The sequence below is a fragment of the Kribbella swartbergensis genome (assembly GCF_054784135.1).
Window position 1 is genome coordinate 189,336 of record NZ_BAAGPM010000027.1, and the last position, 21,399, is coordinate 210,734.

A 21,399-nucleotide genomic window follows, 5' to 3' on the forward strand; every position below is an offset into this window, starting at 1 on the left:
TGGTGGAAACATGGTCGACATCGAACAGCCGAAGAAGAAGGCCGCCGGTGTGCCCGCGGTGCTCTCGTCGTTCAAGTTCGGTCTCCGCGAGATGGGGCCGGTCCGGACCGGCAAGGTGTTCCTGAAGATGAACCAGGACGGCGGTTTCGACTGCCCGTCGTGCGCCTGGCCGGATCCCGACCACAAACGCAAACACGCCGCCGAGTTCTGCGAGAACGGCGCCAAGGCGGTCGCCTGGGAGGCGACCCGCAAGCGGGTGCCGCGCGACTTCTTCGCGACGCATTCGATCGACCAGCTGAACCAGATCTCGGAGTACGAGCTCGGCAAACTCGGCCGGCTCACCGAGCCGCTGCTGCTCCGGCCCGGCGCGACGCACTACGAGCCGGTCGGCTGGGACGAGGCGTTCCAGGTCGTCGCCCGGCACCTGAAGGCGCTCGACGACCCGAACGATGCCGTCTTCTACACCTCCGGCCGGACCAGCAACGAGGCCGCGTTCCTCTACCAGCTCTTCGTCCGCGCCTACGGCACGAACAACCTGCCCGACTGCTCGAACATGTGCCACGAGTCCTCCGGTACGGCGCTGTCCCGGGTGATCGGCAGCGGCAAGGGCGCGGTCACCCTGGAAATGCTGGAACAGGCCGAGTTGATCGTGGTCGTCGGCCAGAACCCGGGCACCAACGCGCCCCGGATGCTCAGCCACCTGGAGATCGCCAAGCGCAACGGCGCCGGCATCGTCTCGGTCAACCCGCTGCCCGAGCCGGGTTTGATGAACTTCAAGAACCCGCAACGCCCCAGCGGCTGGGTCGGCAAGGGTACGCCGCTGGCCGACCAGCACCTGCAGATCCGGATCGGCGGCGACCAGGCCCTGTTCCTTGCCGTCGGCCACCTTCTGCTCGAGGCCGAGGCGGCGAACCCGGGCACCGTGCTGGACAAGTCGTTCATCGAGTCGCACACCAGCGGTTTCGAGCTCTACGCGAAGCACAACGCCGAGCTCGACTGGGCCGCCGTCGAGTTGGCTACCGGGCTGCGCCGTCCGGAGATCGAGGAGTTCGCGCAGCGGTTCGTCGACTCCAAGGCGACGGTGATCTGCTGGGCGATGGGCCTGACCCAGCACCGCGAGGCGGTCGCGACGATCAGTGAGATCGCCAATGTCCTGCTGCTGCAGGGCAACATCGGCAAGCCCGGCGCCGGCCCGTGCCCGGTGCGCGGTCACTCGAACGTCCAGGGCGACCGCAGCATGGGGATCTGGGAGAAGATGCCGGACGCGTTCCTGGATCGGCTCGACCGCGAATTCGCGTTCACGTCACCGCGCGAGCACGGCGTCGACGCGGCCGCGACAGTGCGGCGGCTGCGGGACGGGACGGTCCGGGTGTTCTTCGCGATGGGCGGGAACTTCGCGTCCGCGACCCCCGACACCGCGGTCGTCCATCGCGGGCTGCGGCAGTGCGACCTGACCGTGCAGGTGTCGACCAAGCTGAATCGCTCGCACACCGTCACCGGTCGCGAGGCGCTGATCCTGCCGACCCTGGGGCGGACCGACCACGACCACACTGCGGCGGGTCCGCAGTCGGTGACGGTCGAGGACTCCCAGGGCGCGGTCCATCTGTCCACGGGGAACCTGATCCCGCCCGGGCCGGGGATGAAGTCCGAGATCGGGATCATCTGCGGGCTGGCGCAGGCCGTCGTACCCGATGTCGGCGAGATTCCGTGGGCGGACTTCGCCGAGGACTACAGCCTGATCCGGCAACGGATCGGCCGGGTGTGCGACGGGTACGAGGACTTCGAGGACCGGCTGCGGGCCAACGAGGGCGGCTTCCTGCTGGCGCACGCGGCCCGGGATCGGCGGGAGTTCAAGACCTCCGACGCGAAGGCTCAGTTCACCGCGAACGACCTGAGTTGGCTGCCGACCGAGCCGGGCCGGCTGTTGCTGCAGACCATGCGCAGCCACGACCAGTTCAACACCACGATCTACGGACTGGAGGACCGGTACCGCGGCGTGCACGGGACGCGCGAAGTGGTCTTCGTGAATCCGGACGACCTGGCCGAGCTGGGGTTGAAGGACGGCGAGTACGTCGACATCGTGAGCGAGTTCGCGGGTGTCGAGCGACGGGCCTCCGGGTTCCGGTTGGTTTCGTTCCCGACCGCACGCGGCTGTGTGGCGGCGTACTACCCGGAGACCAACGTGCTCATGTCCGCCGACGACGTGGCCAAGGGGAGCAACACGCCGGTCGCCAAGGGCCTCACGGTCAGGCTAGAGCCAGTCTCGACCTGAGCCACGGTTGCAGTGCGGCCAGTACGACGGCCACTACGGCACTGGTGAGCCACAGACCCGCGGGGCCGAACGATTCGAGCAGCCAGGTCACCGTCAGCGGCGCGATTGCCGTCGCGATGCCCCAGCTGAGGCCGAAGACCGCCAGGTAGCGGCCGCGTGCGTGATCGGGCGCGAGCCCCGAGGCCCGAGTGAGGTAGCGGGTCAGGAGGAAGAGTTCGCCGAGGCTCCACAGCACTGTGGCGATCAGGAAGACAGGCAGGCTGTGCGCGAACGCGCTGATGACGAGGCCGACGCTGAGCAGCAGATAGCCGATCGAGATGGCGCGGAAGTCGTCCAGACGCTGAAGTCTGAGCAGGCGCTGAGCGAGGATCATGGTCAGCGCGGACACGGCGAGGATGAAACCGGTGCCTGACTTCGGCAGCCCTTGCTCGAGCAGGGTGAGCGGTAGTCCGATCAGCAGTTGCATGTAGAGCGTCGCGAAGACCGTGCCGCTGGCGAGCAGGAGCAGGAGGCGGCGGTCCCGCCATACCGCGACCTTCGCCTCGCGTCGCGTTGTCTTGGTGAGCGCATCGGCCGGCAGCGCGCGGGCGACGAGGACGGCGCACGCCAGGCAGGTGACGGCGTCGGCAACGAACAGCCAGCGCAGATCCCAGTGGCTGAGGGCGGCCGCGAGGAGGCCGGCCAGTACGCCGGCGGCCGCCATCGCCGCGCTGAGCAGCCCGTACGCCGCTGGGCGGTCGGCCGGCTCGGTGACGTCGGCGATCGTTGCCTGGCTCGGCGGTTCGTAGATCTCGAAGACGAAGCCGAGGAGCAAGGTCGCGAGCACGGCCGACCACAGCTGGCTCGACGCGGCGATCCAGGTCTGCGCAACTGCGCAGCCGGACAGGCCGAGCACGATCGTGCGACGCCGGCCGAATCGGTCGGCCAGATGGCCGCCGAGCAGCCGAGACGGGATCGTGGCGACGCCGAACAGGGCCAGGATCAGCCCGGTCTGGCTCAACGACGCCCCGAACTCCACGGTCAGCACGACGCCGAGGAAGGGCAACGTGAACGCCCCGATCCGATTCACGGCGCGGGCCACCACCAGCACCCACACCACCGCCGAGACTCCACTCCACGGACGACCTGAGTTCGTCCGGACCGGCACTGCGGCGCTCATGGCGACCTCCTCTAGCGTGACTGTCTAAAGAGGTATGGTTAGTCACGCGAGGTCGACTGTACGGAGAGAGCCCGTGACTGGTCAAGTGTCTTTTGATAGTCACACGCGCAGCGTGCTGGCTGCTGCCGTGGAATATGTGAACCGGCTGACGCCCGGGTACGCCGGTGGCGCGCCCTTCGCTGCGCCGGCCGACGAGTCCCAGGCGGTCGCGGAGGCGCTGGCCGCGATCGGGCACCCGCAACCCGCCGTACGCCGGGACGACGCGAGACGGCTCGCGGAGCTGGCCGGCCGGATGCGGATCGTCTTCGAGGCGACTCAGGAGGGCGACCTCGACCGGGCCGCGACGGAGGTCAACGCACTGCTGCTCGACACCAACGCGCGTCCTCAGCTCGATCGCGGCAAGGACCGCCCGTGGAGTCTGCACTTCCACGGACCGAACGACGAACTCGTCAACGGCTGGGCCGCCGGCTGCGCGGCCGGTCTCGCCGTCGCACTCGGCAGCGACCTCGCCGGCCGGCTAGGCGTCTGCGCCGCACCGCAGTGCGACCGCGTCTTCGTCGACGTCTCCCGCAACGCCCAACGCCGCTTCTGCTCCCCCCAATGCCAAAGCCGCGTCAAAGCCGCCACCCACCGAGCCCGCCGACACGGCTGACCCAGAGACCACTGCGAGCGCCCCACTTCGATGTGGGGCGCTCGCTGTGGGTTTGAGTTGTCAGCCGACTGGGGTGAGTTCGCGGTCCTGCTCGGCCGGGGCGACGGGGGCCGCGTGCTTGGCGGGGCGGCCGCGGAGCCACTTCGGTGCCCACCAGTTCGCGTTGCCCAGCAGGGTCATGATGCTCGGCAGGACGACCGCCCGGATGATCGTCGCGTCGATCAGGATCGCGACCGCCAGGCCGACCCCCAACTGCTTCATGTCCAGCGTGCTGAGCGTCGCGAAGACCGCGAAGACACCGATCATCACGGCGGCCGCGCTGGTCACCACACCCGCGGAGCCGGTGATGCCTTCGGCAACGGCCTGCTTGGTCGGCACGCCGCGGAGCACCGCCTCGCGGATCCGGCTGACGACGAACACGTGGTAGTCCATCGACAGTCCGAACAGCACCACGAAGAGGAACAGCGGCAGCCACGAGACCACCGAGCCGTTCGAGCGGAAGTCGAGGATGCCTTCTGCCCAGGTGTTCTGGAACACCGCGGTCACCACGCCGTACGCCGCTCCCGCACTCAGCAGGTTCAGGAAGATCGCGGTGAGCGCGACCACCACGGACCGGAACGTCACCATCATCACGATCATCGTCAGCAGCAGCACGAACCCGATCACCAGCGGCAGCTTCGACTTCGTGTGGGCGGCGTAGTCGACGTCCGCGGCCACGAAGCCACCGACGGCGTACTCGACCCCCGGCACCGTGCCGACGGTCTGCGGCATCAGTTCCTTGCGCAGCTTGGTCAGCGAGTCGCGCGCCTCCTGGCTGCCACCTTCGTACGGCGTCGCCACCTCCATCACGGTGACGGTGCCGTCCTTGGAGACCCGCGGCTCCTCGAGCCCGTCCTGCGCGTACAGCTTGTCACTCTGGGTGAGCCTGTTCAGTTCGGCCAGAGCGGCCTTCACGGTCGGCTGCTGGTCGGCCGGAGCCCGTACGGCGACCTCGTGGCTGGTGCCGGTGCTCGGGAAGGCCGCGGTCAGCCGGTCGTACGCCTTCATCACCGCGGTGTCACGCGGCAGGTCCTCAGTGCCGGGGAACTTGAGGGTCATCCCCAACGCCGGCGAAGCCACGGCCAGCAGCGCGGTGACGGAAACTAGGAGCGTCGCGACCGGGTGCTTGAGCGCCGGCTTCAGCAGGGCGGGCCAGAACCGCGGGTTCTCCTTGCTCGCGGTCAGCCGCCAGATCAGCGGGATCCGCGGGCGGTCGACCCAGCGGCCGAGCTTCGCCAGTACGGCGGGCAACACGGTCAGCGAGCCGACGACGGCGACCGCGACGACCAGGATCGAGCCGACGGCGAAGGACGAGAACACCGCGTCGCGGGCCAGGAACAACCCGGCCATCGAGGTGATCACCGCCGTACCGGACACGACGACGGCGTGGCCGGAGGTGGCCGCGGCGATCTCGACCGCGTCGACGTGGCCGCGGCCCTTGGCGCGTTCCTCCCGTTCGCGGCGCAGGTAGAACAGCGAGTAGTCGACGCCGACCGCCATACCGATCAGCAGGATGACGCTGTTCACCGCGTCGACGGCGGGAACCAGCTGCGAGGCCGCGGCGGACAGGCCGATCGCGGCGGCGACCGCGGACAGCGCGAGCAGCAGCGGGACGGACGCCGCGATGAGTGCGCCGAACGCGATCAGCAGGATCGCCAGCGTCACCGGCAGGCTGAACATCTCCGCACGTTTGAAGTCCTTGCCGAGGGTCTCGTCCAGAGCCTTGCCGATGGACAGGCCGCCGACCTCCTCGATCCGGAGGTTCGGATACTGCTGCTGGACCTGGGCCGTGGTGTCGAGCAGCGGCTGTACGCGGTTGTCATCGGTGCCGTCATCGGTGCCGTCCTTCAGGGTGACCCTGACGATCAGGGCGTCCTTGTTCGGCGACGGCATCGGCTGAGCGACCTCCGCGACCCCACCGAGGGCGCGCATCCGCTCGATCACCACGCCGGCCGCCTTGGCCGCTTCGGCCTGGTCGAGCGTCCCGGACGGCGACGTGATCAGCACGCTCTCCACGTCCGGGTCGTCGAAGTTGCCGGACTTGACGATGGTGTCCGCCCGGGTCACCTCACCGATGTCCCCGTCGCCGTCGGACTCCTTGGTGCTGGTCATCGAGCCGACCGCGAAGCAGGCGATCACGACGACCACCCACATCGCGATCGCCCGCCACGGATGGGTGGCACTCCAGCGCGCCGCCCGGACCGTGATCTGTCCCCTGGACATATTCCCTACCCCTCTGCGCCCCCTCCGGCGCCCCACCCAGCGCTGCCTGGCGCGGCGCTGGCTACGGCTCAAAGCCTGGTTGCAGCGGGGTGGTCGCCACCATGCAGGAAGCCACCGAGTTCACCCTGAAGCAAACCCCACCCCTCCCCTGCGGCTTTCCTCACCCGGCCCGGGTGGATGTCGGAGGGTGAGCAGGTGGGTGTGGGGAGCGGGTGGGGTTAGAAGTCTTCGAGGTTGAGGGAGGAGGCGGCGGAGATGCCTTCCAGGTAGCCTTCGGCGCGTTCGGCCTTGGGGTAGCGGTGGACCAGGGCCCAGAAGGCGGCGTTGTGGGCCGGCTCGATCAGGTGGGCCAGTTCGTGGACGAGCACGTAGTCCACAACCCACCCCGGCATTGCCTGCAGCCGGGTGGACAGCCGGATCGACCGGTCCGCCGGAGTGCAGGACCCCCACCGTCTGTTTTGGTTCGAAACCCACCTGACCGACGCAGGTTCGGGCACTTCTGGGAGATGACGACACGCGAGTTCGTGTGCTCTGGCCAACAATTTTTCGTCCGACACGCGAGATCGGCTGCGCTGCTTCTCGAGCCGCGCCAGCATGGTCTCGACCCAGCGCGCCTCCTCGGTGGCGGACAGCCGGTCGGGCATCAGCACGACCACCCGCTCACCGTCCCGGTAGGCGCTGACGGTCCGCTTGCGCCGCTTGCTGCGACGGATGTCCACGTACGGCGGGATCGGGCGCGGTGGGGAGTCGGCCATGGCTCAAAAATGTACCCCCCGAATCCGACAACTTTCTTCCGTCCACATCCTGTGCATCGGCGTTTCCGCAGGTCAGACGCCAGATCTTGGGCCCGAGGATTCCGGTTGTTCACACCCTGTTCCCCCGCCCGTCCACAGTGGCCGGCGGCGCGTCCCACAGGTTGCCCACAGGGTTATCCACAGGCGTGGACAACCTGCTCTTGCCTGTGGCGCCGCCGCCTCCTAGCGTCATGGGCAACAGGCTCCCGGACCGCTTCCGGGGCCGCTCGGAGGGGAAGCCGAGCGGTTCCGGAGGCGGATCACCGGGAGCCTGTTCCGTCCGGCCGAACCGTTCGGCAAGGGCTTTCCTCGGGTGATCCCAGCGGCGCGCGGGCCGGGAGGTGCGCTTGAGCGTGCGCCTGGCTGCCGTAGGGTGAATCCCGACTGGGCCGAACGGCCTACGGCAGGACGGTCTGCCGTTAGCATCCACGACTGCCTGGGGTGGGAACCCCGGGCTGGTATTCAGAGCAAGGAGAGGGCCCTCATGGCAGAGACCTGGAGCGGCGAGTTCTACTGCGTCAAGTGCAAGGCCAAGCGCACCGCCGACGGCGAGGTCAAGGTCAACGACAAGGGCACGCGCATGGCCAAGGCCAAGTGCCCCGAGTGCGGTACGAACCTGAACCGGATCCTCGGCAAGGCCTGACGCACCAAGTCGTAGGGGCGGTGCCGGACCCACCACGGTCCGGCACCGCCCCTCCGTCGTTCCCACCCCGCACGACGTGCCGGTGACCCGGCCGGGGGGCGGGCTTGGGCGACCCGACAGAATGGGAGGGTGTCGGACCTCCCTCGCAAGGCGCTGAGCCGGACCGCGAAACTTGCCAGCCTGCCGCTCGGTGCCGCCGGCCGGGCGACCGTCGGGCTCGGCAAGCGGATCGGCGGTGCGCCGGCCGAGACCGTGATCGCGGAGTTCCAGCGCCGGACCGCCGACCAGTTGTTCGCCGTACTCGGTGAGCTCAAGGGCGGCGCGATGAAGTTCGGGCAGATGCTGAGCCTGATGGAGTCCGCGATGCCCGAGGAGCTCGCGGCGCCGTACCGGGCAACCCTGACCAAGCTGCAGGACTCCGCCCCGCCGATGCCGGCCTCGACCGTGCACACGATCCTGTCGCGGGAGCTGGGCAAGCGCTGGCGGGACCGGTTCGACGAGTTCGACGACCTGCCCGCGGCCGCCGCGTCGATCGGCCAGGTGCACCGCGGCACGCTGAAGGACGGCCGTGAGGTCGCGGTCAAACTGCAGTACCCGGGCGCCGCCGAGGCGCTGCGTGCGGATCTGCGCCAGCTCGGCCGGTTCGCCCGCACCTTCGGCAGCCTGGTCCCCGGGCTGGACATGAAGCCGCTGGTCGCCGAGTTGCAGGAGCGGATCGGCGAGGAGCTCGACTACGACCGTGAGGCGCAGGCACAGCAGCAGTACGCCGACGCCTTCAAGGACCATCCGGAGTTCGTCGTCCCCCGGGTCATCAAGCACTCCCCGGCCGTCATCGTCTCGGAATGGATCGAGGGCCGGCCGCTGTCGTCGATCATCACCGGCGGCACCAAGCAGGAGCGGGACGAGATCGGCCTGAAGTACGTCCGGTTCATGTTCAGCGGGCCGAAGTACGCCGGGCTGCTGCACTCCGACCCGCATCCCGGGAACTTCCGGGTGATGGCCGACGGCCGCCTCGGCGTGGTCGACTTCGGGCTGTGCGCCCGGCTGCCGGACGGCCTGCCGCCTGCGATCGGACGGCTGCTCACCATCTCGCTCAAGGGTGACGGCGTCGCGGTCCGCGACGGGCTGCGGGCCGAGGGGTTCATCAAGCCGCGGATGGACATCGACCCGGATCAGCTGATGGACTACCTGGCGCCGTTCGCGGAGCCGGCCCGGGTCGAGACGTTCCAGTTCAGCCGCGCCTGGATGCGCGCGCAGGCGAACCGGACCAGCGACTTCCGCAGCCCGAACGCCTCGCTGGCGCTGAAGCTGAACCTGCCCCCGTCGTACCTGCTCATCCACCGGGTCTGGATCGGCGGCGTCGCCGTACTCTCCCAGCTCGAGGCCGAGGCTCCGTTCAGCTCCGTCCTGGACGAGTTCCTACCGGGTTTCAGCCGCGCCTAAGGCCGGCTCAGCGCGCAGCGTGCGGACCAGCAGCACGCTGATGACGGTCAGCGCCACCGCTGTGATCGCCGCGGCCAGGTGGAAGCCGTCGGTGAACGCGTTGCGGGCTGCGTCCAGTACGTCGGCCGGCACGGCACCGCTGACGGCCTCACCGAGCGAGCTGCCGCCCTGGCCGTCCATCTGGCTCCGGTACGTCGCGGTGACCACGCTGCCCAGGATCGCGATACCGAGCGAGTACCCGAACTCGTTGCCCGTCTGAGTCAGCGCACCAGCCGCGCCGGCCTTCTCCGGCGGCACCGAGCCGATCACCAGGTTGGTGCCGAGCGTCACCAGCGGCGCCGCACCGACACACTCCACGGCGAACGCGACGACCAGTACGGCGGTAGACGTCGCCTGAGTCATCACCGCCATCCCGACGATCGTGAAGGCGATACCGCCGGGGATCAGCACGCCCGGACGGATCCGGCGGGCCAACCGCGGCGCCAACTGGAAGGCGACGGTCGACGTGACCATGCCGGGCACCAGCGCGACACCCGCGGCCAGCGGGGTCATCCCCTGCACGAGCTGGAAGTACTGCGCGACGAAGACCATGACGCCACCCGACAGCATCGAGTACGTCATCATGCTGCCCAGCGTCACCGTGAACGTCCGGCGGGTGAACAGGCGTACGTCGACCAACGGGTCGGCCAACCGCCGCTGCCGCCGTACGAAGGCCCAGCCGAGCACGCCGCCGACGATCAGCCCGCCGACGGACGTCGTACTCACACCGTGCGAGGCCAGCTGCTTGAGCCCGTGGATGGCCGGCAGGATCGCGGCCAGCGACAGCAGCACACTCGGTACGTCGATCCGGCCTGCCTTCTCGTCGCGGTACTCCGGCAGCAGGAACGGCCCGACCGCCAGCAGCACAGCCATCGCCGGTACGCCGATCAGGAACGCCGAGCCCCACCAGAAGTGGTCCAGCAGCACCCCACCGACGATCGGACCCACGACCGCACCGACGGTGAAGCAGCCCGCCCACACGCCCAGCGCGATCGCCCGCTGCCGTGCGTCCGGGAACAGCGTGGAGATCAACGACAGCGTGCACGGCGCGATCGCCGCACCCGCGATCCCGAGCACCGCCCGGGCGCCGATCAGCATGCCGGGGCTCGTGGAGTACGCCGCCACGACGGAGGCCACACCGAAGACGGCTGCCGCGACCAGCAGCAGCCGGCGTCGGCCGATCCGGTCGCCCAAGGTCCCCATGGTGATCATCAGCCCGGCCACCATGAACCCGTACACGTCCAAGATCCACAGCTGCTCGCTGCCGGTCGCGCCGAGGGCCTCGGTCACGGCCGGTACGGCCAGTAGCATCACGAACAGGTCCAGTGAGACGAGCAGCGTGGCGAGCGACAACACGGCCAGCCCGATCCACTGCCGGCGGCTGATGGTCACGGCCGCGGTCTCGGTGGGTGTCATTGATCCGGTCCTTCCGCTGGAGTACTGCCTTCACTCCTGCGTCGGACGGATCACCGCCGGATGGACATCCGGCTCAGAACTTTTTCACCAGTAGACCGAGTCCAGCTTCCCCTCGATGTTGCGGACGTTCTCCCGGGTGCAGCGGTCGCAGTACAGCAACTTCCGGCCGTTCTCCACCGAGATCAGCCAGGTCAGCGGCGGCTCCTCGGTCTCCGCCTGCCGACCGCACAACGAACAGGTAGCTCTGATCACGCCCATCAGTGTGCACCTCCCCCACACCGGTACCCCTCCGGCCCTCCGCGCTCCCAGCCTGGTCGGCCTTCGGCAGACGTCACTGGGGACATGGCCGAGGGGCGGCATCGGGTGATGCCGCCCCTCGGTGATTCAGCTGGTCAGGCTGTTCGGCCTGCCGGGCCGGTCCACCCTTCGGACCGGCCGACGGCCTGAGTTGTCTCCTGGTGGATCAGACCAGGCGGGCGAGTGCGAGGCGCGCGCGTGCGCTGGCCCTCTCCGCTCGCCGGCCGGCCCGCTCGGCCTGCTTCTGTGCCCGCTCGATCTGCTGAGCGAGACGGAAGCGCCGGTTCTGCTCCGCGTCGTTCAAGGTGGAACGACAATGAGCACGAGCGAGATCTTCGTTCAGTAAATGCATCTCAGTTCTCCTGGGTGAAATCTGGTTCGTCATGGTCTGGAGTCTCGATTCGGATCTGGATTCGTCAGGCAGCGGTCACGGTGTCGCTCTTGCGGGGACGCCCACGGGGCCGCTTGCGCGGAACCACCACACCCTGGACGAACAGCTCGCCGCCCCACACTCCCCACGGCTCGGAACGCTCGAGCGCTCCGGCCAGGCACTCGGCCTTCAGCGGGCAGGTGGTGCAGAGAGACTTGGCGTACTCGACGTCCGCCGGCGATTCGGCGAAGAAGAGTTCTGGCGCGTAGGACCGACAGGGCAGGTCCTGCGACGAGGCCACCTCGGTGAAGACATCGAGGAAGCTCACGCTCATTCCGGTCACCTCCCAGTGACTTTGGTGCTGATCTCTTGTCGTCGGTGACAGCCGCCGGTTGACGGCCGCCAAAATCAGGGACAAACAAAAGGGCCGCGGGACCCTTTTCGGGTTCCGCGGCCTTGGAGGTGCCGGGCTGACGTCGAGTCAGACCGGTGGACTCCATGCTCGAGAACCCGAACCGCCGTGCTTCACATCGCCGACAGCTCCGCCCTGGAACGGGGCAGCGCTGGAGGCCATGACCACAACGGTCGCGACACGAAGACGCGGCGAGGCACCCTGGATCTGGGCGCACGGCAGCGCGGCAGCGTCGGCGTACGGCTTCTTGACGGTGTTCGTGATCATTTCCAAGGCACCTCCTCTCGTTGTGGCGAAACGGGCGGTCAGCTCGATCGCTATGGTGGTTTGAAGTTTTCGGCCAGGCTTCGACCGCAGAAAGAACAGTACGCCGTCCCCCGCGGAGCCCGCAAACTATTTATCGCCAGTTCGCGAAGTTGGCCGGAAGTTGCCGCCGCGGCGACCGGAACTGGCTGCCACCACAGGCTTCCGGCACGCTCCGGGACGTCATCCGCACGCTCCGGGATCGTTGCCTCTGTCACCTATATGCCACGTCTGCCGTCGGCAGAATGCGGCACGTCCTCCACCATGCGCCGTGCCGGACCGTTCTGGCAACACCTTTCCAGCGGTCGCTGCCCGATCGGGCAGGTTTCCGACCGCGGTCCGGGGATACCTGCAGGGTCGGCCTGGGGAGAGGGGGGTCAGATCGTGGACGGACGACGAGCAGCCGAGGTGCCGGGTGGCGAGGCGGAGACGCCGAGACAGATTCCGGCGGCCGGCTGGTGGCAGGTGCTCAAGCGGGCCTGGCAGGAAGCGAAGGCCGATCAGGTGCCGTTGCTGGCGGCGGGTGTGGCGTTCTTCGGGTTCCTGTCGCTGTTCCCGGGGATCGTCGCCGCGGTGCTGGCGTACGGGCTGATCGCCGACCCGGCTCAGATCCGCACCCAGGCGGAGGACCTGGCCCAGGCGATGCCGGCCTCCGGGCGCGACCTGCTTCTCCAGCAGATCGACGCGCTCACCTCTGCCCCCGGCCGGAGTCTGGGCATCGGCGTCGCCATCGCGGTGGCGACCGCGCTCTGGAGCGCGTCCGGTGGGGTCGGCTATCTGATCACCGCCGTGAACCTCGCGTACGACGAGGAGGAGAGCCGCGGGTTCGTCCGCCGCAAGCTCCTGGCACTCGGGATGACGCTCGGTGCCATCGTCTTCGTGCTGGTCGCGGTCGCGCTGTTCGCCGCCGGTGCCGCAATCGGCGACGACCTCCCGGGCCCTGTCCGGGTCGCCCTGGAGGCCGCCCGGCTGGTGCTGGCCGTCGTACTGATCACCGTCGTGCTCGCCGTCGTCTACCGGGTGGCGCCGTCGAGGGACGCGCCGCGCATCCGCTGGGTGTCCATCGGCGCCGCGGTGGCGATGGTCATCTGGCTCGTCGCGTCGGTCGGGTTCTCCATCTACGTCGAGACGTTCGGCAACTATGCGAAGACCTACGGCAGCCTGGCCGCCGTGGTGATCCTGATGCTGTGGCTGTGGCTCACCGCGTACGCCGTCCTGCTCGGCGCCGAGATCAACGCCGAGTCCGAGCAGCAGACGGCCCGCGACACCACCAAGGGCGAACCACGCCCACTCGGTCAGCGCGACGCGGTCAAGGCGGACTCGGTCCCCGAGTAGGTCAGCGGGCGCAGAGCTTCAGGATGCTCGCCGCGTACTTGGTGAGCTTGGTGTGGCCGATGCCCGGGATCCGGCGGAGCGCCTGCTCGTCGGTGGGGCGGGTCTCGGCGATCGCGGTCAGGGTCGCGTCGGTGAGGATGACGAAGGCGGGCATGCGTTCGGTCTCCGCCTGCTCGGTGCGCCAGGCGACCAGAGCGTCGTACAGCTCCTGGTCGATGGACGACGGGCAGTCCTCGCAGCGGCCGAGCTTGCGGGCGCCGGCCTCGAGCAGTCCGCGGCCGCAGACCCGGCACTTCGGGATCGGGCGCCCGCCCCGCGACGAGCGCTCGGCCCGGTCCACGGGCTCCCAGGCGGTCGGTCGCGACGACGTACGGACACCCAGCGAGTCCAGGAAGCGGGTCGGCCCGCGCTGACCGCGGCCGCCCGGGGAGCGTGAGGTGGACCAGCTGATGAAGAGCTGACGCTTCGCGCGCGTCACCCCGACGTAGAACAGCCGCCGCTCCTCCTCCACCTGCGCCGGCGTCTGGGCGTAGCTGATCGGCAGCGTCCCCTCGTGCGCGCCCGCGATGAAGACACAGTCCCACTCGAGCCCCTTGGCCGCGTGCAGCGTCGCCAACGTGACGCCCTCGGCCAACGGAGCGTGCTGGATCGACGCCCGCCGGTCCAGCTCCGCCATCAGGTCGGCCAGCCGGGCCGACGGGTTCTCGGCGGCGAAGTCCGCTGTCATCGTCACGAGCGCGCTCAGCGACTCCCAGCGGTCCCGCACCGCGCCGGTCCCGGTGGGCGGCTCGGGTGTCCACCCGGCCCCGCCCAGTACACCGGTGACCACCTCGACCAGATCGCCCGACACGTCCCCGGCCTTGGCCTGACCGCGCAGCAGTACGGCGGCCTGCCGGATCTCGGCCCGCTCGAAGAACCGCTCCGCGCCCTTCAGCACGGTCGGGATCTTCCGCTCGGCCAGCGCCTGCTCGAAGTTCTCCGACTGGGCGTTGGTCCGGAACAGTACGGCGATCTCGCGCAGCGGAGTCCCCTCGTCCCGCAGGCGAGCGACCGCCCGCGCTATCGCGTCCGCCTCCGCGACCTCGTCGGAGTACTCGCGGTACACCGGAGCCGGACCCGCCTCACGCTGCGATCGCAGGGTCACCCGACCGGGCAGCCCGGCCGGGCCGGTCGCGTCGAGGATCTTGTTGGCGACCTCGACGATCTGCGGCGTCGACCGGTAGTCGCGGACCAGTTTGATCACGGTCGCGGACGGGTGCCGGGACGCGAAGCGCACCAGGTTCTCCGGCTCGGCGCCGGCCCAGGAGTAGATGGTCTGCGCCGGGTCGCCGACCACGCAGACGTCCTCACGGCCGCCGAGCCACAGGTCGAGCAGGCTCTGCTGCAGCGGGCTGACGTCCTGGTACTCGTCGACGACGAACGTGCGGTACTGCCGCCGGATCTCGGCCGCCACCCGCTCGTCCTCGGCGAGCAGCGCGACCGCGCAGAGCAGCACGTCCTCCAGGTCGATCCGGCCGCGCTCCAGCTTCACGTCCTCGTACGCCGCGAAGACCCGGGCGATCGTGGCCGGGTCGAAGGCGGCCAGCGTCCGGCCCGAGCGCGGCGCGAGCTTCGCGTAGTCGTCCGGCCGGACGTTGCTCACCTTGGCCCACTCGACCTCACCGGCCAGGTCGCGCAGCGCGGGCGTGTCCACCCGGACCCGGCAGCGTGACGCCGCCTCGGTCAGCAGCGGGAACTTGCGGTCCACGATCGGCGGCAGCTCCCCGCCGTACACCTTGGGCCAGAACCACTTCGCCTGCCGTAGTGCGGCCGAGTGGAACGTGCGCGCCTGGACGCCCTCGACGCCGAGCTGGGCGAGCCGGCCGCGCATCTCCCCCGCGGCCCGCTGGGTGAACGTCACCGCGAGCACCCGGAGCGGGTCGAACGTCCCGGTGCGGACGCCGTACGCGATCCGGTGGGTGATCGCCCGGGTCTTGCCCGTGCCCGCGCCGGCCATCACCACGACCGGCCCGCTGAGCGCCGTCGCGACCGCCCGCTGCTCAGGATCGAGCGCCTCCAGGAGGTCATCCGCTGACGCGGAACGTGTGAGATCGCTCACGGACGGGGACATACGGGAACAGCACCACCAGCGAGAAGGTTCGGATACGACGAGAGCAACCCTAGACGGGCGGCCGGACAAAACCGCGGCCCACGGAGAAGGAGAGTCTGCCGATGGCGGCGTTCACGATGTACTCGACACCTTGGTGCGGCTACTGCCACCGCCTGAAGGGGCAGCTGAAGCGGGCCGGGATCGAGTTCACCGAGGTCGACATCGAGCAGGTGCCCGAGGCCGCGAAGGTCGTCGAGAAGATCAACAACGGCAACCAGACGGTTCCGACGGTGGTCTTCCCCGACGGCACCGCGATGACGAACCCGTCGCTCGCCCAGGTCGCGGAGAAGCTCGCCGCCTGACCTCCCGGCCCGCCGCGATGCCGGCCGCCTGAGATTCCCGACAGACGGCGCCCGTCCACGGACCGGCGCCGTTTCGTGCTGCTCATAGCGCGCGAGTTATGGACTTTACGGTCATGACCGTTATACCTTCCTCGGAACAACGCCGCAGGGAGCCCGCCCATGATTCCGCGCCGTCATGTCAGCCATGTCTTCGTCCGTGCCGCCCTGGTCCTGGCCCTGCTGCTGGGCCTCCTGACCACCGGCGGCCTCACCGCCACCGCGGACCCGCCGGATCCGAAGCGACCGGTCCCCTTCCCCGCCGAGACCGGTCCGATCCGTCCCGACGCCCAGCGGATCGGCCCCGCCGCCGAGGATGTGATCCGCGATCTCGGCGCACCGATCAGTTCCCTCACCGTGATGGAGGGTGCGGTCGGCCATACGCCGGACGGTCGCGACGTCGTGTACGCCGTACCCGCCGGTGAGAACGCCCGGCTCAACATCGTCGACCTGCACACCCGCCAGTTGCTGAACGCCATCCCGCTCCAGGGCGCCGCCGGCGCGTGGGCGATCACGGTCGCGAGCGACGGCACTCTGTACGTCGGCACGTACCCCAACGCCCACCTGTACCGGTACGACCCGGGCACGGGCGCCGTGACCGACCTGGGCCAGCCGATCCCGGGTGAGTCGGTCATCTACGGCCTCACCGCGGACCAGAACGGCAACGTGTACGCGGGCACCTACCCGACCGCGCACGCCTTCAAGTACGACCCGTCGAGCGGCCAGGTGACCGACTACGGCTCGCTCGACCCGGTGCAGCAGTACGCGCGGTCCACCGTCTACGACCCGGACCACAACAAGCTGTTCGTCGGCATCTCCACACCCAACGCGCGGCTGCTCCGCATCGACGTGGCCACTGGCCAGGTCGAGGACATCACGCCGCCTGGCACGACCGCCAAGGACTTCATCGACCTCGACTACGCGGGCGGTCGGGTCTTCGCCAACGCCAGTAGCAGGCTGGTCGTGGTCGACGCGGTCACAGGTGAGCAGATCAAGTTCACCGACGCGGCCACAGGGACTCAGGTGATGGACTACCCGATCGCCGCACGTGGTGTGTCCGCAGCAGGTCCGGGCGGCGTCTACTTCACCACCAACACGCTGGCCCTCACCCGCTACGACCTGGACACCAACACGGTCGCCGCGACTCCGTACCGGCTCACACGTGGTGCGTCGATCGGATACGGCTGGGTCACCGAGAACGGGCGGCAGGTGCTGTACGGCTTGGCCGGCAACTACTCGGGTGGCACGTTCCGGTACGACCCGCAGGCGAACACGCTCGCGCAGTGGAGCTCACCGTTCCAGTACGTCCCGGTGGCACTCATGCACACGATCGCGGACCCCTCGAACGGAAAGGTCTTCGTCAACGCCTTCCTCAGCGGCTCCACCTCGGTCTACGACCCTGCGACCGGCAAGGCCACCGTCACCACCCGCCAGGGCCAGGTCGAAGACTGGGCCTGGGACAACACCGGCAAGTTGTACGTCGGCATCTACCCGTACGGCCGCCTGTCGTTGTGGGACCCGAACGCTCCGGCGTCCACGACGAATCCGAGGGAGCTCTTCAGCCTCGTCGACAGCCACCACCAGAACAGGCCGGTGTCCATCGTACCCGCGGGCAACAAAGTCTATGTAGGCACCACACCCGCGTACGGCGAGTACGGCGGAGCTCTCACGGTGTACGACGTACCGACCGGAGCCTTCACCGTCCACCGCAACCTGGTGCCCGACCAGACCATCTCCTCGCTACTACCGGTCGGCACCGGACTCTGGGCCGGTTCCAGCATCGAGGGCGGTCAAGGTACGGAGCCGATCGCGACAGAGGCGCACCTGATCAAGGTCGACCCGTCGAACGGCGCTGTGCTCGCTGACGTCGTTCCCGTGCCCGGTGCCGCCAGTATCAACGAGCTGATCATCGGACCGGACGGCAACCTGTGGGGCCTCGCGGACGGCATCGTGTTCGTGGTCAACCCGACCACAGGTGCCCTGCTGCGCCAGATCCCGGTCTTCAGCGGCCGGACCGGCGCCAACGACGGAGCACTGTCATGGCGGGACGGCTACCTGTACGGCGTCGCAGGAGGACGACTGTTCGTCGTGGACAGCCTCGGCGGGTCGACGATGCTGCGCGACCACGGTCTCAATAGGCTCACCCAGACCCCGGACGGCACGTACTACACGCTGCTGCGACCGGACGGCTGGACCAACCCGACCAACCTGGCCTCCTACACCCCACCGACCGACCCATGTCCGAAGTCCGACCTCCGGGCGACGGTGTGGACCGGAAACATCAACAGCCACGTGGTGAACCGGCACGTGGAGTACGGCTGCACACTGACCGACGTACTGCCGGACGCAGAGGCGGACTGGCCGAGTCACGCGGCCTACGTCCGCGCGGTCGACAAGAAGGTCAGTGAACTCGAGGCGGCAGGCACGATCGAACGCTGGGAGGGCCTGCTCATCCGGATCGCCGCCGCCCGCTCGGACGTCGGCCGGTGATCACCAACTGCCGGTGAGCTCGTCGCCGTACCAGCCTTCGATCAGGCGGCGGGAGATCGAGATGTTGCCGGGGAGGGCCATCGTGCCGGCTTCGACCAGCGCGCGAAGGTCCTCCCTGGTGAACCACCGGGCCTCGGCGATCTCGTCCGCGTCCACCTCGATGTCGGTACTCGCCGCCTTGGCGTAGAACCCGAGCATCAGGCTGGACGGCAACGGCCACGGCTGGCTGCCGGCGTACTCGACTTCCGGCCCCACGACCACTCCGGTCTCCTCGAGGACCTCGCGTCGTACGGCGGCCTCCAGCGACTCCCCCGGCTCGACGAAGCCGGCCAGCGTCGAGTAGCGGCCCTCGGGCCACGCCTCGTTGCGGCCGAGCAGCGCACGGTCCTGGTCGTCGGTGACGAGCACGATGATCGCCGGGTCGCTGCGCGGGAAGTGCGACAGCCCGCACGTGGGGCACTGCCGCACGTGCCCTGCCTCGATCACCTCGGTGTGGTCACCGCAGTTCGCACAGTGCGTGTGTACGCCGTGCCAGTTCGACAGGCCGATCACGTGGACCGCCATACCGGCTTCACGGTCGTTCAGTACGGGGCCGATCTCGCGGAGCCCGGCGTACGACTCGTCCGCCTCGGTGTCGACGAGTACGGCGAACACAGCCCGGCCGTCTGCCGTCTGACCGGCTCCTGACTCGCGGTCGATGCCCAGGAACACCCGTACGCCGTCCGGCGCTTCGGACGGAGCCACGAGCTGGAGTGCGGTGCGGTCGGCGGTCACCTTCAGCTTGTCGCCGGTCACGATCGCCACCTGGGTGTCCGGCTTGGCCCACGCCTTGTCCAGCCACTCCTCGTCCCTCCGGCGGTCGGCGGCGCGGTCGAGAACGGACCGGGACAGAGCTAACGAACCAGGAGCGATGGAGTAGGCCACGTGACTCAACATATCCCGGCACCGTGAGAGCATCCCCGCATGAGTATTCACATCGCCGCCGAGAAGGGGCAGATCGCACCGCGGGTGCTGTTCCCCGGCGACCCGCTGCGAGCCAAGTGGATCGCGGAGACGTACCTGTCCGACGTGTTCTGCTACACCGAGATCCGGAACATGTTCGGGTTCACCGGCACCTACAAGGGTGAGCGCGTCTCCGTCCAGGGCTCCGGCATGGGCCAGCCGTCCGCCTCCATCTACGCGCACGAGCTGTTCGCGGAGTACGACGTACAGACCCTGATCCGGGTCGGGACGTGCGGGGCGCTGACCGAGGCGGTACGGGTCCGGGACGTGATCGTGGCGATGTCCGCGAGCACCGACTCGCAGATGAACCGGCTGCGCTTCCAAGGCATCGACTACGCGCCGACCGCCGACTACCAGCTGCTCCGGGCCGCCGTGGACGCCGCCGAGGCGGCCGGGCTGAACGTGCACGTCGGCCAGGTGTTCTCGGGCGACCTCTTCTACAACGACCGCCCCGACCTGGTGTCGCAGACGGCCGCGTACGGCGTGCTCGGCATCGAGATGGAGGCCGCCGCGCTCTACACGCTGGCGGCGAAGTTCGGCCGCCGGGCGCTCGGCATCATGACGGTGTCGGACCACCTGATCACCAAGGAGGAGACGACCGCCGCGGAACGGCAGACGACGTTCTCCGAGATGATCACCATCGCCCTCGACGCGGCGATCGAGGTGCCGGTCTGAACCGCCGTTCGGGCACAGCCACCGCCCTGGCCCTGATTGCCCTCCTGACGGCCTGCTCCGGCGCCGACGAGCCGACGGCAACCGGATCGACGTCCGCCGAGACGACGTCGTCCAGCCCCTTGCCGCCGATCAATGCGACGCAGGTGGTCGCGGCACTCTCCGGGGCCGGCTACAAGTGCACGACGGACGCGGCCTACGCCATCTGTACGTCGGGAGCCGCATCGGTCTGGGTGCTCGCCGGATCGCATCCCCGCCCGCCGGTGGTGTCGCTGCACGCAGCCGGACCGGTCGAGACGGCGTCGGCCGAGATCGCCAAGATCCTGCCGCGCGCTCTGGAGCTCGCCCACATCAGCCAGGGGACGGAGATCGCCGCTTGGTTCGCCGAGCAGAAGGGCACGGCAGCTGCCCAGAAGACCTTCGGTGACTGGCAGGCCGGCTACTCAGCCGAAGTGGACACCGAGGAGCCGGGCACCCACCTGACCCTCACGGACACCCTCTGCAAGAGCAACTGCCAGGCGGAGTGAGCAGGCTGGGCCAGCCCGTCCCGCGTGCGGACGTGGCGCCGGGTGGAACCGTCGTCGAGCACCACTCGACGGCGGCCCCCGGATCTGCCACATAACCCGTCCGGGGCGGTCTCGTCAGCTTCCGGCTGAGGCGGCTGCGGCCGATACGACGATGGCTGTGGTCACCGCGGACTGCATCTCGGTGACGGCCTTCTTCACCGCGTCCGCCGCCCAGTCCGACTCGGCGATCTCCTTGGCCCGCTGCTTGAGCGCCTTCTTGTCGACCGCATCGGTGACGACCTTCGGTACGACGTTCAGCGCGCTCAGCAACGCGATCAGCGCACCAGTCCGCTCGTCCGGCGACGTACCGACCTTCAACACACTCTCCAACGTGGACCGCAGCTCCACCTCGTGCCGCGCGTCCTTGGCCGGCCAACGCGTCACCGGGAAGATGCCGAGCACCTTGCCCTCGTCAGCCTCCAGCACACCCCGCTCGGCAAGCCGGGCGAGCAACTGCTCCCGCAGCTTCTTCGAGAGCCTGCCGATCTGGTCCTTCGGTCGCTTCCCGGGCTTGCTCGCCACATACCGGAGCCGCTCGTCCAGGACGGCGTCACCGGTCGGGCTGGCGTCCAGAACCTTCAGACGACCCCGCCTGACCTCTTCACCCTCGCCGGCGACGTCCAGCTTCCCGAGCAGGGTCAGCTCGATCAGTACCGCCCCGGCAAGCGCGTAGTCCAGGCCGGGCGCTCCGGTGATCGGCTTCCCGCTCTCGTCGTCGTACAACAGCAGCAGGAGATCCTCGACAATCAGCATGCGTCCAACGTAGGCAAACGCGTGGTGACCGC

Annotated in this window: 20 protein-coding genes; 9 read left to right on the top strand and 11 right to left on the bottom strand. The window is 69.1% G+C overall.

The annotated features are described in order from the left end of the window. The first annotated feature begins 10 nt into the window (after nt 1-10). Nucleotides 11-2,272, top strand: a complete 2,262-nt coding sequence (locus ACYVOK_RS27005) for an FdhF/YdeP family oxidoreductase (protein ID WP_460665349.1) — start codon at nt 11-13, stop codon at nt 2,270-2,272. On the opposite strand, the gene ACYVOK_RS27010 is transcribed toward ACYVOK_RS27005, so the two are convergent. Beyond that, complete coding sequence (locus ACYVOK_RS27010) at nt 2,247-3,431, bottom strand: MFS transporter (RefSeq protein WP_460665350.1); 1,185 nt, start codon at nt 3,429-3,431, stop codon at nt 2,247-2,249. The two genes, ACYVOK_RS27005 and ACYVOK_RS27010, sit on opposite strands and share 26 nt — an antisense overlap. 136 nt (nt 3,432-3,567) lie before the next feature. On the opposite strand from ACYVOK_RS27010, the gene ACYVOK_RS27015 reads away from it, so the two are divergent. After that, a complete protein-coding gene (locus ACYVOK_RS27015) occupies nt 3,568-4,083 on the top strand; it encodes a CGNR zinc finger domain-containing protein (protein ID WP_460665351.1) in 516 nt (171 codons plus the stop codon). A gap of 60 nt (nt 4,084-4,143) precedes the next feature. Here ACYVOK_RS27015 and ACYVOK_RS27020 read toward each other — a convergent pair whose 3' ends face one another. Together ACYVOK_RS27020 and ACYVOK_RS27025 are read right to left on the bottom strand one after the other, a co-directional pair. Further along, a complete protein-coding gene (locus tag ACYVOK_RS27020) occupies nt 4,144-6,345 on the bottom strand; it encodes an MMPL family transporter (RefSeq protein WP_460665352.1) in 2,202 nt (733 codons plus the stop codon). Between the two features lie 218 nt (nt 6,346-6,563). Then, nucleotides 6,564-7,100 carry a YgjP-like metallopeptidase domain-containing protein gene (locus ACYVOK_RS27025; RefSeq protein WP_460665353.1) on the bottom strand — a complete coding sequence of 179 codons (537 nt, stop codon included), beginning with the start codon at nt 7,098-7,100 and terminating at the stop codon, nt 6,564-6,566. Nucleotides 7,101-7,623: 523 nt separating this feature from the next. Here ACYVOK_RS27025 and ACYVOK_RS27030 point away from each other — a divergent pair. Together ACYVOK_RS27030 and ACYVOK_RS27035 are read left to right on the top strand one after the other, a co-directional pair. Next, on the top strand, nt 7,624-7,782 hold the full coding sequence (locus tag ACYVOK_RS27030) for a DUF5679 domain-containing protein (protein ID WP_012922897.1): 159 nt from the start codon (nt 7,624-7,626) through the stop codon (nt 7,780-7,782). A 129-nt stretch (nt 7,783-7,911) separates the two neighbouring features. Next, nucleotides 7,912-9,225, top strand: coding sequence for an ABC1 kinase family protein (locus ACYVOK_RS27035; protein ID WP_460665354.1), 1,314 nt, complete (start codon nt 7,912-7,914; stop codon nt 9,223-9,225). Here the strand turns inward: ACYVOK_RS27035 and ACYVOK_RS27040 are convergent. The 5 genes from ACYVOK_RS27040 to ACYVOK_RS27060 all read right to left on the bottom strand — a co-directional run bounded on the left by ACYVOK_RS27040 (nt 9,202) and on the right by ACYVOK_RS27060 (nt 12,026). Next, the gene (locus tag ACYVOK_RS27040; RefSeq protein ID WP_460665355.1) at nt 9,202-10,680 is read right to left on the bottom strand and encodes an MFS transporter; all 1,479 of its coding nucleotides are present in this window, start codon (nt 10,678-10,680) and stop codon (nt 9,202-9,204) included. The two genes, ACYVOK_RS27035 and ACYVOK_RS27040, sit on opposite strands and share 24 nt — an antisense overlap. Nucleotides 10,681-10,764: 84 nt before the next feature. Next, nucleotides 10,765-10,932 carry a hypothetical protein gene (locus ACYVOK_RS27045; RefSeq protein WP_460665356.1) on the bottom strand — a complete coding sequence of 56 codons (168 nt, stop codon included), beginning with the start codon at nt 10,930-10,932 and terminating at the stop codon, nt 10,765-10,767. A gap of 211 nt (nt 10,933-11,143) precedes the next feature. Beyond that, nucleotides 11,144-11,362, bottom strand: coding sequence for a hypothetical protein (locus ACYVOK_RS27050; RefSeq protein ID WP_460665357.1), 219 nt, complete (start codon nt 11,360-11,362; stop codon nt 11,144-11,146). Nucleotides 11,363-11,393: 31 nt separating this feature from the next. Next, entirely contained in the window at nt 11,394-11,681 is a 288-nt protein-coding gene (locus tag ACYVOK_RS27055) for a WhiB family transcriptional regulator (protein WP_132151798.1), read from the bottom strand. A gap of 147 nt (nt 11,682-11,828) precedes the next feature. Continuing rightward, on the bottom strand, nt 11,829-12,026 hold the full coding sequence (locus ACYVOK_RS27060) for a hypothetical protein (RefSeq protein ID WP_460665358.1): 198 nt from the start codon (nt 12,024-12,026) through the stop codon (nt 11,829-11,831). Between the two features lie 420 nt (nt 12,027-12,446). On the opposite strand from ACYVOK_RS27060, the gene ACYVOK_RS27065 reads away from it, so the two are divergent. Next, on the top strand, nt 12,447-13,397 hold the full coding sequence (locus tag ACYVOK_RS27065; protein ID WP_460665359.1) for a YihY/virulence factor BrkB family protein: 951 nt from the start codon (nt 12,447-12,449) through the stop codon (nt 13,395-13,397). Nucleotide 13,398: 1 nt separating this feature from the next. On the opposite strand, the gene ACYVOK_RS27070 is transcribed toward ACYVOK_RS27065, so the two are convergent. Further along, nucleotides 13,399-15,507: an ATP-dependent DNA helicase UvrD2 gene (locus ACYVOK_RS27070; RefSeq protein ID WP_460665360.1), complete on the bottom strand. Its 2,109-nt coding sequence runs from the start codon at nt 15,505-15,507 to the stop codon at nt 13,399-13,401. A gap of 101 nt (nt 15,508-15,608) precedes the next feature. Here ACYVOK_RS27070 and ACYVOK_RS27075 point away from each other — a divergent pair, with 101 nt between their 5' ends. Then, on the top strand, nt 15,609-15,848 hold the full coding sequence (locus ACYVOK_RS27075) for a mycoredoxin (RefSeq protein ID WP_460665361.1): 240 nt from the start codon (nt 15,609-15,611) through the stop codon (nt 15,846-15,848). 159 nt (nt 15,849-16,007) lie between these two features. After that, nucleotides 16,008-18,374 carry a hypothetical protein gene (locus ACYVOK_RS27080; RefSeq protein ID WP_460665362.1) on the top strand — a complete coding sequence of 789 codons (2,367 nt, stop codon included), beginning with the start codon at nt 16,008-16,010 and terminating at the stop codon, nt 18,372-18,374. Here ACYVOK_RS27080 and nudC read toward each other — a convergent pair whose 3' ends face one another. Continuing rightward, the gene (gene nudC / locus ACYVOK_RS27085; protein WP_460665363.1) at nt 18,375-19,298 is read right to left on the bottom strand and encodes an NAD(+) diphosphatase; all 924 of its coding nucleotides are present in this window, start codon (nt 19,296-19,298) and stop codon (nt 18,375-18,377) included. A 39-nt stretch (nt 19,299-19,337) separates the two neighbouring features. Here nudC and deoD point away from each other — a divergent pair, with 39 nt between their 5' ends. Continuing rightward, nucleotides 19,338-20,051, top strand: coding sequence for a purine-nucleoside phosphorylase (deoD, locus tag ACYVOK_RS27090; RefSeq protein WP_460665364.1), 714 nt, complete (start codon nt 19,338-19,340; stop codon nt 20,049-20,051). A 119-nt stretch (nt 20,052-20,170) separates the two neighbouring features. Next, a complete protein-coding gene (locus ACYVOK_RS27095; RefSeq protein WP_460665365.1) occupies nt 20,171-20,575 on the top strand; it encodes a hypothetical protein in 405 nt (134 codons plus the stop codon). A 114-nt stretch (nt 20,576-20,689) separates the two neighbouring features. On the opposite strand, the gene ACYVOK_RS27100 is transcribed toward ACYVOK_RS27095, so the two are convergent. Then, nucleotides 20,690-21,367, bottom strand: coding sequence for a GOLPH3/VPS74 family protein (locus tag ACYVOK_RS27100; RefSeq protein WP_460665366.1), 678 nt, complete (start codon nt 21,365-21,367; stop codon nt 20,690-20,692). Nucleotides 21,368-21,399 lie beyond the last annotated feature (32 nt).

Coding starts and splice junctions, on each gene's coding strand:
- ACYVOK_RS27005 (WP_460665349.1), top strand. CDS start 11: ATGGTCGACATCGAACAGCCGAAGAAGAAGGCCGCCGGTGTGCCCGCG.
- ACYVOK_RS27010 (WP_460665350.1), bottom strand. CDS start 3,431: ATGAGCGCCGCAGTGCCGGTCCGGACGAACTCAGGTCGTCCGTGGAGT.
- ACYVOK_RS27020 (WP_460665352.1), bottom strand. CDS start 6,345: ATGTCCAGGGGACAGATCACGGTCCGGGCGGCGCGCTGGAGTGCCACC.
- ACYVOK_RS27025 (WP_460665353.1), bottom strand. CDS start 7,100: ATGGCCGACTCCCCACCGCGCCCGATCCCGCCGTACGTGGACATCCGT.
- ACYVOK_RS27030 (WP_012922897.1), top strand. CDS start 7,624: ATGGCAGAGACCTGGAGCGGCGAGTTCTACTGCGTCAAGTGCAAGGCC.
- ACYVOK_RS27040 (WP_460665355.1), bottom strand. CDS start 10,680: ATGACACCCACCGAGACCGCGGCCGTGACCATCAGCCGCCGGCAGTGG.
- ACYVOK_RS27050 (WP_460665357.1), bottom strand. CDS start 11,362: ATGACGAACCAGATTTCACCCAGGAGAACTGAGATGCATTTACTGAAC.
- ACYVOK_RS27055 (WP_132151798.1), bottom strand. CDS start 11,681: ATGAGCGTGAGCTTCCTCGATGTCTTCACCGAGGTGGCCTCGTCGCAG.
- ACYVOK_RS27060 (WP_460665358.1), bottom strand. CDS start 12,026: ATGATCACGAACACCGTCAAGAAGCCGTACGCCGACGCTGCCGCGCTG.
- ACYVOK_RS27070 (WP_460665360.1), bottom strand. CDS start 15,507: ATGTCCCCGTCCGTGAGCGATCTCACACGTTCCGCGTCAGCGGATGAC.
- ACYVOK_RS27075 (WP_460665361.1), top strand. CDS start 15,609: ATGGCGGCGTTCACGATGTACTCGACACCTTGGTGCGGCTACTGCCAC.
- ACYVOK_RS27080 (WP_460665362.1), top strand. CDS start 16,008: ATGATTCCGCGCCGTCATGTCAGCCATGTCTTCGTCCGTGCCGCCCTG.
- deoD (WP_460665364.1), top strand. CDS start 19,338: ATGAGTATTCACATCGCCGCCGAGAAGGGGCAGATCGCACCGCGGGTG.
- ACYVOK_RS27100 (WP_460665366.1), bottom strand. CDS start 21,367: ATGCTGATTGTCGAGGATCTCCTGCTGCTGTTGTACGACGACGAGAGC.